This window comes from Bradyrhizobium sp. WSM1743 (assembly GCF_000473065.1).
In the GTDB taxonomy this organism is placed as follows: Bacteria; Pseudomonadota; Alphaproteobacteria; order Rhizobiales; family Xanthobacteraceae; genus Bradyrhizobium.
This window is the reverse complement of record NZ_AXAZ01000121.1, coordinates 1-10,507: the sequence shown is the minus strand read 5'-3', so window position 1 is coordinate 10,507 and position 10,507 is coordinate 1. Positions and strand designations below refer to the sequence as shown.

Sequence of the window (10,507 nt, the reverse complement as noted above, 5' to 3'; positions counted from 1 at the left end):
CAAAACGTGCCGCAATTGTACGCGCCCGACCAGGAAACGCCGCCACACTTCATCGCGCCGTTTGATGGGGCGCCTTCGCTGGGGCGCCTCGTCGAGACCAAGGCGCTGGTTCACATTGCCGATATCGCCACAGAGCANCCCNANGATCTGATCTACAAGGTCGCCGCAGCCCGCACCGTTCTGATTGTGCCGATGCTCAAGGAGAGCGAGCTTGTCGGTGGCTTTGCTGTCTACCGCAAGGAAGTGCAAGAGTTCAGCGACAAGCAGGTCGAGTTGCTGGAAAATTTTGCGGCACAAGCGGTGATCGCCATCGAAAACACACGACTGCTCAAGGAGCTGCGGCAGCGAACCGACGATCTCTCGCAATCCCTCGACGACCTCCGCACCGCACAGGACCGCCTGGTGCAGACCGAAAAGCTTGCCTCGCTCGGCCAGCTCACCGCGGGCATTGCGCACGAGATCAAGAACCCGCTCAACTTCGTCAATAATTTCGCAGCCCTTTCAGCGGAGTTGACCGAGGAGCTGAACGAGGCCCTCAAGCCCGCCGAACTCGTCGACAAGATCCGCACCGAAGTCGATGAGCTGACGGCGCTTTTGAAGAGCAACCTCGAAAAGGTCGTGCAGCACGGCAAGCGGGCCGATTCCATCGTCAAGAACATGCTGCTGCACTCACGCGAGGGACCGGGCGAGCGCCGCCTCGCCGACATCAATGCCCTGGTCCAGGAGAGTCTTAATCTAGCCTACCATGGCGCGCGCGCAGAGAAGTCCGACTTCAATATCACGCTCACGCAGGACCTCGACCCCGACGCGGGCGAAATCGAGGTATATCCGCAGGGGATCACGCGCGCGCTGCTCAACGTGATCTCCAACGGCTTCTATGCCGCGACCAGGCGCAAGTCCGAGGCGGGAGACGAGACCTTTGAGCCTGTGCTGAGTGCGACCACGAACAACCTTGACGACAAGGTCGAAATTCGCATCCGCGACAACGGCACCGGGATTCCGGTCGACGTGAAGGAAAAAATGTTCAATCCTTTCTTTACTACCAAGCCAGCTGGCGAAGGCACGGGGCTCGGTCTGTCGATGACCCATGACATCATTGTCAAGCAACACGGCGGAACCCTCGATGTCGAGAGCGAGCTGGGTGTGTTTACCGAGTTCATTATCACGCTGCCGCGATGACATCTTTTGGCCCGACTGCGAAGTTCGACGCCCCACTGAGAAGGTCGGCTTGTCAGGGTAGACCGGAAGTCGCCGACTTTTGGCCCGACCGACGCGATTGACCCCAACCGGACTTTATCTTTTGGAGAGACTTGTCTGCGTAACGCGGCGGCCCAGCGGCCCAGCGGCCCAGCTTTGAATGGGGCTGGCCAACGAATGGCGCAGTGATTACTAGCAGCCGGGATCAATACTGACTACATAGGTCATCTTCCAAGACCTAATGGACGAGGTGCGCCCCAAGGCTTGCAGTGGTAAGCTCCGGCGTTTCGCTCCCAAAGTCGCTCTTGAGGCATTGGAGGCCGCGATGCAGGAGATTGCGGACTGGCTCAAGGATCTGGGCCTAGAGCGGTACGCGCGCTGCTTCGCTGCGAACGACATTGATTTTTCGATTCTGCGCGATCTGAATGATTCCGATCTCGAAAAGATCGGGGTGGCGTCGCTCGGTCATCGACGCAAGCTCCTGCGCGCGATTGCCAATGTCCCTAACTTAGAACAGGACGCGCCTGCGCCTGCCAGCCTACCGGCTGCCGCAGCTGAGATGGCGCGCCAACCGGACTTCGCGGAGCGCCGCCAGGTTACCGTCATGTTTTCCGACCTGGTTGGCTCGACGGCGCTGTCCGCGCGCATGGACCCGGAGGATTTGCGCGAGGTGATTTCCGCCTATCAGACCTGCGTCGCGAAGACGGTGGAGCGCTTCAACGGGTTCGTCGCCAAATACATGGGTGACGGCGTCCTGGTATATTTCGGCTATCCGGAGGCCCACGAGCACGACGCTGAACAAGCTGTGCGAGCGGGCCTGGAGCTGGTTGCGGCAGTGACGGCACTCAAGGCATCCGTTTCATTGCAAATCCGGGTTGGTATTGCGACTGGCCTGGTTGTCGTCGGCGACCTGATCGGATCAGGAGAGGCTCAGGAGCGCGGTATTATCGGCGAGACACCGAATCTCGCGGCGCGCCTGCAGGGGGTCGCAGAGCCTAATATGGTTGTCATCGCCGACAGCACGCGAAGGCTTCTCGGCGATCTGTTCGAACTCGAGGACCTCGGCCCACAAGACCTCAAGGGCATCGTCGGCCCGGCGCGGGCATGGGCGGCGCTGCGGCAGAGTGCTGTAGAGAGTCGATTCGAGGCGATGCACGCAACTGGCCTGACCGCTCTAGTCGGACGGGACGAAGAATGCGAACTCCTGCTTCGCCGCTGGTCCAGAGCGAAGGCCCGCGAGGGCCAAGCCGTGCTGCTCTCGGGTGAGGCCGGCATCGGAAAATCCCGGCTCACGGCCGCGCTGCTGGAACGCCTCGGCGGCGAGCCGCACACGCGTCTGCGCTATTTCTGTTCACCACAGCACGCGGACAGCGCACTTTATCCGATCATCGGTCACATGGAACGGGCCGCCGGCTTCAGGCACGAAGACCCACCGCAGGTAAAGCGCGACAAACTCGACGCCCTTCTGGCACAAACATCGACGTCGGGCCACGATATCGCGCTGTTTGCCGATATGCTGTCGCTCCCCAACGATGGCCGCTACCCCGCGCTCGGTCTGACCCCGCAGCAACAGCGGCAGAAAACGCTGCAAGCACTTGTTTCCCAGATCGAGGCTCTGACACGTCAAACCCCGGTACTGATGATCTTCGAGGATGCCCATTGGACCGACCCCACGAGCCTGGAGGTGCTAGGCCTCGTGGTGGAGCGTGTTCAGACCCTTCCGGTGCTGCTGATTGTGACATTCCGGCCGGAGTTCGAGCCGCCCTGGATCGGGCGACCTTACGTGACGTTCCTCACCATCAATCGGCTGGCGCAGCGCGAGATCGACTCCCTGATCGACCGCGTCGTCGGCGACCGGATGCTGCCGGCAAGCATCCGACAGGACATCATAGAGCGCGCCGACGGCATCCCTCTGTTCGTGGAGGAGATGACGAAGGCGGTACTGGAGGCGGAGAGCGAAGGCGAGGCGCGGCGGACCGCCGCCGCGGTTCCATCGCCCACCGTGGCGGTGCCTGCAAGCTTGCATGCATCCCTGATGGCGCGGCTCGACCGGCTCGGCGTCGCAAAGGAGGTGGCGCAGATCGGAGCGGCGATCGGGCGCGAGTTCTCCCATGCACTGCTGACTGCGGTGACCGGAAAACCGGACGCGGACCTCGCATCGGCGCTCGATCGTCTGATTGCGGCCGGTTTGCTGTTCCGGCAGGGTGTGCCGCCGCATGCGACGTACCTGTTCAAGCATGCACTGGTCCAAGACGCTGCCTATGGCACGCTGCTGCGGGAGCCGCGGCGCGCGCTTCACGCCCGCATCGCCAATACCCTTGAGAGCCAGTTCGCGCACATCGCCGCAACCCAGCCGCAGCTACTGGCACATCACTGCACCGAGGCCGGGCTGATCGAGAGGGCCGCGAGGCTGTGGGGCGATGCGGGACTACGGGCACTGGCACGTTCAGCCCTGGTCGAAGGCGCGGCTCAGCTCACACATGCTCTCAACCAGATTGCTACCTTGCCCACGACGCCCGCGCTGCGCCGTGAACAAATCACGTTCCAGGTCGCGCTTGCCAATGCGATGATGCACACCAAGGGTTATGCGTCCCCTGAGACCAAGGCTTCCCTCGATCAGGCGCGCGTGTTCATCGAACGAGCGGAGGCACTCGGAGAGCCTCCCGAAGACCCTTTGCTGCTGTTCTCGGTCCTCTACGGCTTCTGGGTCGCGAATTTTGTGGCATTCAATGGCGATGTCTGCTGCGAGCTTGCGGGACAGTTCCTGGCGCTTGCGGAGAAGCAAGGGGCGACGGTGCCGCACATGATCGGGCACCGGCTCATGGGCAACTCCCTGCTGCTTTCCGGGGACATCGCAGAGGCCAAGCTGCATTACGATCAGGGGATCGCGCTTTATAATCCGGCCGAGCATCGTCCACTGGCGATGCGGTTTGGACAAGACGTCGCAGTGTCAATCTTATCATTTCGGTCGTTGGCCCTGTGGTTGCTTGGCTATCCGGAGGCTGCGCTCGCAGACACGGAGCGTGCACTCCGGGATGCTCGCGCGACTGGCCATGCCGCCACGCTGATGTTCGCGCTAAGCCACGTGCCGTTGACCTGCATCCACTGTGGAGACCATACGGCAGCAAAAGCGCAAGCGGATGAAGGTGTCGCTTTGGCGGACGAAAAAGGCACCTTGCTGTGGAAAGCAGCGGGCACGATCTTTAAGGGTTATATCTCTGCGCTGACCGGCAGCGCCCGGAATGCAGTCCAAATGATCACTTCCGGGATCGGCGCTACGAAGTGGACGGGTACAACACTATGGATGCCATTGAATTTATCATATCTGGCGCTCGCCCACGCCGAACTCGATCAGTTTGACGATGCCTGGCGCTGCATTGGCGACGCCATGAGCGCGGCGGCAATAACAAAGTCAAGGTGGTGCCAGGCTGAAACCTATCGAATTGCCGGTGAAATTGCGCTGATGTTGCCGGCTCCGGATGCAGCGAAAGCCGAAGCGTATTTCGAGGGTGCTCTCGCGATCGCGCGTGAGCAGCAGGCAAAATCCTGGGAGCTGCGCGCGGCGATGAGCATGGCGCGGCTTTGGCGCGGCCTGGGAAAGCCGCAGCAGGCTCACGATCTTCTCGCGCCGATCTACGGTTGGTTCACCGAAGGCTTTGACACGCTCGACCTCAAGCGGGCCAAGGCCTTGCTCGCCGAATTGGGAGAATGCGTTTCGGCCATCTAAACACCGTCACCATGGAGGGTTCGATGACATTCCACGGCACATGGATAACAGCGGCCATCGTTTTCGGCAGCATCGCGATCGCAACCGGTTCTGCGACGGCGCAGAAGAGATACGCGCCCGGTATCAGCGATAACGAGATCAAGATCGGGCAGACCATGCCCTACAGTGGTCCTGTCTCGGCTTGGGGTACCATCGGTCGCGCCGAGCTTGCTTACATTCGGATGATCAACGATCGGGGCGGGATCAACGGTCGAAAGATAAACCTGATCAGCCTCGACGATGCCTACACTCCTCCGAAGACGGTCGAACAGACCAGGAAGCTTGTTGAGCAAGACGGCGTCGCGTTCGTTTTCGGAGGACTTGGTACCGCCGCAAATCTGGCCGTGCGTAAATATCTCAATGATCGCCAGGTGCCGCAATTGTTCCTGCTTTCCGGCTCTGAGCAGTTTAACGATCCGGAACATTTTCCGTGGTCGATCGGCATCATCCCGACCTATTTACTCGATGGGCAGACGCATGCCCGATACATCCTCACGCACAATCCGAATGCAAAGATTGCCATACTCTATCAAAACGACGACTACGGGAAGGCGCATGTGAGGGGGCTCAAGGATGGACTCGGCGAAAGAGCAAAAGAACTCGTCGTCCGCGAACTGTCCTACGAAGTGAGTGACCCGACAATCGAATCGCAGATGGTGGCGCTAAAGGCATCTGGAGCGAACACCCTTTACATTGCTGCCGGACCAAAATTCGCGGCACAGGCGATTCGCAAGGTCAGCGAACTGGCCTGGAGGCCAATGCAGTTCCTGACCTACACCTCTCAGTCGATCTCAGGAGTTCTCGAGCCTGCCGGACTCGAGAACGCGATTGGTATCTTATCAGGCGGCTTCGCAAAGGATCCAACCGACCCCAGGTGGAAGGACGATCCGGACATGAAGGAATATTTTGAGTGGGTGCAGAAATACAATCCAAATAGCAATGAGCGCGACACCTATGTAGCCGCCGGCTATCAATATGCCGCAGCATTGGTTCTTTTACTAAGAGAATGCGGGGATGATCTGTCGCGCGAGAATATCATGCGTCGTGCCACAAGCTTGCACGGCTTTACGATACCACTTCTGCTGCCCGGGATAACCCTGAACACAAGCCCTACCGACTATCAGCCAATCAAGCAGTTACGTGAGACCCGCTTCAACGGTAAATACTGGGAAGGTCTGGAGGGTGATACGCACTAAAACTCCCAGTCGAGCAAGCAAACCAAGTTTGAGTTGGTCATCAATCTGAATACGGCCGCCCGCAGCATCGATATTCCACAGACACTTATTGGCTCGGGTCGACAATGTAATCCAATAGCGATGCATTTTGCTGCGCTGCATGAGTCCGGAATTGGCCCTCAGCTGAACAATGAACGGGCCGCCGCCATGTCGGCTGTCTGAGGGAGACCGGACGTTGTACGATGGTTGCGTTGACGGGTGCTCCTGACCGTCAGCCGACATTGATCGGTATTAAGAGGGGAGCTTCCTTCTAGGCCATACGCAAACAGCGCTTCATCCGCTCTTTGCCAAGGTGCTTGGGTGGGATGTCGGGCGGCAAGGAGACGAGAACTTCGGGAGCGCAGATAAAGCAGGGCGCAGGCCGTCGTTGAATTTGGGATTTGTTTAGTTATTCTTCTTGTTAACAGTAGGGAGCGCTTGGCCATGAAGTTGTTCGTGACGGTCGCCGCCATGATGGTCTTTGCTTCGGCAAGCCTAGCTCAGAACGCCTTACCGCCCGATCAACAGAAGCAACTTGCACGCGACATGGTCGGTGGCCATAATCGACAGGTTGTCCCACCAGCTACCGGTAAAGTCCCGAACCGGCTGCCTCAGACTTCTGCGCCAAAACCATTACGCCGTCGCTGAAAGGCGCCGTTCCCATCTTCTGGTATTGGCCCATCGTATCATTTCGCTGCGCCGAAGTATTTGGTCGGTATCGGGGCGTAGCTGACATCGAGTAAGCCGCACCAATCATCAGTCCCGATTTATGAGACGCGCCCTAGATATTCGGCGCAGATCGCGGCGAGCGCGTTGCCTTGCGGCGATCGATTGGGATTGTCCCGGTCGCGCGGCTTAGTTGCCCTAGCGATGGCGCGCTCGACGATGTCCCACTGCTCGCCATAGAGGATGAACGTCATGTCGCGAAACGGCGACCGATCGCCATCCGGCAGTTCCGGCATCTGCTCTAACTCGCGAACGCCGATGGACAGCTTCGATAGCTCGTCCTCGCTGAGGCCGGTCAGCGCGATCTCGAAACCGCCCTCGACGAGGTCGGCCAATTCGAGCCGCAGCATCTCGTCATCCCAATCGCTGGCGTCGGTCAGCCGGTTATCGGCGATGACGTAGGCGCGCTTTTGCTGCTGGGTCCATCCGGCGCGACAATGACCGGAACCTCGGTAAACCCTAACAGCTTGCCGGCGGCCAATCTGCCGTGCCCGGCTAGCACCATGCCGTCATCGGCCGCAAGGATCGGCATTGTCCAGCCCCATTGCCGGATCGACGCCGCGATCTGCTCGATTTGCTCGGCCGAATGCCGGCGCGAATTGCGCTCATAGGGCCGTAGCCGCTCAATCGGCCATGTTTCCACGGCCGGCTTGTTCGCCAGTGCATCCATGATTTGGTCGTCCTAATTCCCGCAGCGAGTTTCAACAAAACGGCCCCGCCTTCGCAGGGCCGCTAGTGGGGAGGAAAACGCCGATGATGCATTAGCTTACGCAAACGCTTGCGCAAACCAACCAGCAGCACTGTCCCAATTCTATATTGGTGGTGTGCTAGGGCGGGCATGTACTTCATCGGATGTCGGGTTTTGGAAGCGAAGCAGAAATCATATGCTCCTTCCGAGCCTACCGGTTGCGACCTAACTCTCGGATATCGGAGACATTGGTTTTGACCAGATTGCTTGTGCGACATCCTTACCAATTTGAAGGTCTTTTGGGTCGGCGTAGTCTTATTTAGAGCTGCTTTCCGAGACAGGACGTGCCGACGTCTCCGTTCGAGGCGAATGGCAGCGGGAATGCCGTCGGCAGGCATGACACTCAATAGAACCGACAGTTCTTTTTGTGCCGGTCCCTCACCGAGTACTCGCTGGTGCGCACGCAAGGGCGCGCAAAGTGCTTGATTTGATCGCAACGAGGGGGTGCTCATGTCTAGAAAAACACATCCCGAACTAGGCGATCCGGTGGCGGGCAATGGAATTCTAAGCCGCCGCATCTTTCTTGAAGGCGCGCTCGTTGTCGGTGCGACCAGTGCAGGCCTGTCCCGCGGATCGGCAGAACAGCTTACGGTGCAGCCGTGGATGAAGCTGCCCGGTCCGGGATTTGCGGGCTACGGCCAGCCCTCCCCGTTCGAGAGCAAGGTCGTCAAAGTCTTTCCGCCGCCCCCCAACCCGGCCGGTGTCGGCGCGTCACGCACGCCGCTGCATATGCTCGAAGGAATGATCACGCCATCTGGACTGCATTTCGAGCGTAGCCATTCCGGCGTCCCAGAAATCGATCCCGATCAACATCGGTTAGTGATCCATGGGCTTGTGAAGCGCCCGCTTGTATTTACGGTCGAAACGCTGTCGCGCTATCCAATGCAATCGCGCATCGCGTTCATCGAGTGTGGCGGCAACAGCCTGGCGCTCAACGCGCCCCAGGCCCAACCGCTCAATGTGGCGGCTATTCACGGCCTCGTGGGTTGCGCGGAATGGACGGGCGTGCGGCTCTCCACGTTGCTCGATGAAGCAGGCTTCGAACCTGAGGCGCGCTGGGTGATCGCCGAGGGCGCTGACGCCGCCGCCATGAGCCGCAGCATCCCGCTCACCAAGGCGATGGATGATGCGCTCGTCTGTCTGTATCAGAACGGCGAGCGAGTGCGGCCTTCGAACGGCTATCCGGTGCGGCTGTTGCTGCCTGGTTTCGAGGGCAACATGAACGTGAAGTGGCTGCGCCGGCTCAAGCTGACTGCGGGCCCGGCCATGACTAAAGACGAAACATCGAAATACACGATCCTGCTCAAGGAGGAAAAGGCCTGGCAGTTCGTGTTCCCGATGGAAGTAAAATCCGTCATCACGCGTCCGTCGCCGGGGCTCGTGCTGAAGGAACCGGGATTCTACGAGATTTCGGGGCTGGCCTGGTCGGGCAATGGCAGCATCCGGCAGGTCGACGTGTCGGCTGACGGCGGACGGAGCTGGGCGCCAGCAGCTTTGCAGGGGCCGATCCTGCCAAAGGCGCCCGTGCGCTTCCGCGCCGCGTGGCAATGGAATGGCGGTCCCGCCGTGCTGCAGAGTCGCGCCACCGATGACACGGGCATGGTGCAGCCAACGCGCGCGCAGTTTGTCGACGAGCGCGGCTTGCGTGGGGTCTACCACTACAACGCCATAGCAAGCTGGCGCATCGACGAGATGGGGGAGGCCAGCAATGTCTACGCTTAAAGCAATTGCAGTCTCCATAACTACGCTGACCATTGCCCCGGCGGCCGTGGCCCAGGCCCAGCAGTTCGGCCAACCGATCGCGCCCGCCGACATCGCAGCGTGGGACATCAGCATCGGACCGGATGGCGCAGGTCTGCCGCCTGGTCGTGGCACCGCAATCGAGGGCGAAGCGATCTATGTCGCGAAATGTCAGGCCTGTCACGGCGAGAAGGGAATCAGCCCCAGTGTCGCGCTCGCTGGAGCGCTCGCCGGCGGCATGGGCACACTGGCGCCGGGCAAAACACCAATAAAGACGGTGGGAAGTTTCTGGCCCTATGCAACAACGCTGTTCGACTACATCCGCCGCGCAATGCCGTTCCAAGAGTCGAAATCGCTCACCGCGGACGAAGTTTACGCGGTCTCAGCCTACATCCTCAACCTCAACGGGATCATTGGATCGAACGATGTGATCGACGCGCAGTCGCTGCCCAAGGTGAAAATGCCGAACCGGGACGGGTTCATCCCGTTCCCGCGCAATCCGAAGTAGCTTCGCGGCCGTATCTTGGTGCGCTTTTGCATCGCGTTCGTTTGCAAACGTCCGCGCGACGGACGCTCAACCAATATGACCAAGGGATTTTGCGAGGAACCAAAGGCCAAAACCGCGGCCCCGAAATACGCTGAAGGCGGGCGGTCCCGCGTACCCGCCTCGCGAGGGCAGGCCCCAAAGTACCTTTGAAAGCTTAGGCGCCGCCGGTCCGGCGCAAGATCACTGCTAGCGCGGCGAGTAGCGCCCGCGCTAAAGCCGGCTGCATGGCCGCCGCGCTAGACAATCGATGCTTGAGCCAACGGCTCTGGCTAACTCAGCGCACCTGCGCTTGTCGGTATTCACTGTCATTCGGCTTGCAATATTGACCCCCTAAGCCGGGGGATCGGCGTCCAAAATTGACCCCCTACAGATAGGTCTGTTGCGCTGCCTGCTTTGGAATGAAGCAGGTGGTTGGGGATGCTGGTCGTGGAGACGATTGGGCGGATACGGCGCGAGCACTTCATCAAGGGTAAGACGATCAAGGAGATCGCCCGCGACCTGAAGGTGTCTCGGAACACGGTTCGGAAGGTGCTGAGGTCGGGAGAGACCTCGTTCGAGTATGAGAGATC

Annotated in this window: 9 protein-coding genes; 7 read left to right on the top strand and 2 right to left on the bottom strand. The window is 60.0% G+C overall.

The genetic code is table 11. The features are described 5' to 3' along the window. The 4 genes from YU9_RS0137390 to YU9_RS48570 form a co-directional block, all read left to right on the top strand. Positions 1 to 1,179 (top strand): sensor histidine kinase (locus YU9_RS0137390; RefSeq protein WP_027577288.1); only part of this gene is annotated, 1,179 nt, incomplete at its 5' end. A 343-nt stretch (positions 1,180 to 1,522) separates the two neighbouring features. Then, the gene (locus YU9_RS0137385) at positions 1,523 to 4,924 is read left to right on the top strand and encodes an adenylate/guanylate cyclase domain-containing protein (protein WP_036019174.1); all 3,402 of its coding nucleotides are present in this window, start codon (positions 1,523 to 1,525) and stop codon (positions 4,922 to 4,924) included. Positions 4,925 to 4,947: 23 nt separating this feature from the next. Continuing rightward, a complete protein-coding gene (locus YU9_RS0137380; protein WP_036019172.1) occupies positions 4,948 to 6,159 on the top strand; it encodes an ABC transporter substrate-binding protein in 1,212 nt (403 codons plus the stop codon). A gap of 462 nt (positions 6,160 to 6,621) precedes the next feature. After that, a complete protein-coding gene (locus tag YU9_RS48570) occupies positions 6,622 to 6,825 on the top strand; it encodes a hypothetical protein (protein ID WP_156952355.1) in 204 nt (67 codons plus the stop codon). A 119-nt stretch (positions 6,826 to 6,944) separates the two neighbouring features. On the opposite strand, the gene YU9_RS44945 is transcribed toward YU9_RS48570, so the two are convergent. Together YU9_RS44945 and YU9_RS43850 are read right to left on the bottom strand one after the other, a co-directional pair. Further along, positions 6,945 to 7,253, bottom strand: coding sequence for a hypothetical protein (locus tag YU9_RS44945; RefSeq protein WP_027577285.1), 309 nt, complete (start codon positions 7,251 to 7,253; stop codon positions 6,945 to 6,947). A gap of 26 nt (positions 7,254 to 7,279) precedes the next feature. After that, entirely contained in the window at positions 7,280 to 7,573 is a 294-nt protein-coding gene (locus tag YU9_RS43850) for a ParB/Srx family N-terminal domain-containing protein (RefSeq protein ID WP_027577284.1), read from the bottom strand. 528 nt (positions 7,574 to 8,101) lie between these two features. On the opposite strand from YU9_RS43850, the gene soxC reads away from it, so the two are divergent. The 3 genes from soxC to YU9_RS48565 form a co-directional block, all read left to right on the top strand. Then, positions 8,102 to 9,373 (top strand): sulfite dehydrogenase, encoded by a 1,272-nt coding sequence (gene soxC / locus YU9_RS0137365; RefSeq protein WP_027577283.1) that lies wholly within the window; start codon positions 8,102 to 8,104, stop codon positions 9,371 to 9,373. Next, positions 9,360 to 9,899, top strand: coding sequence for a c-type cytochrome (locus tag YU9_RS0137360; protein ID WP_027577282.1), 540 nt, complete (start codon positions 9,360 to 9,362; stop codon positions 9,897 to 9,899). The genes soxC and YU9_RS0137360 overlap by 14 nt, the downstream gene beginning before the upstream one ends. 456 nt (positions 9,900 to 10,355) lie before the next feature. After that, on the top strand, positions 10,356 to 10,507 hold a 152-nt coding region (locus tag YU9_RS48565; protein ID WP_036019169.1), incomplete at its 3' end, for a helix-turn-helix domain-containing protein.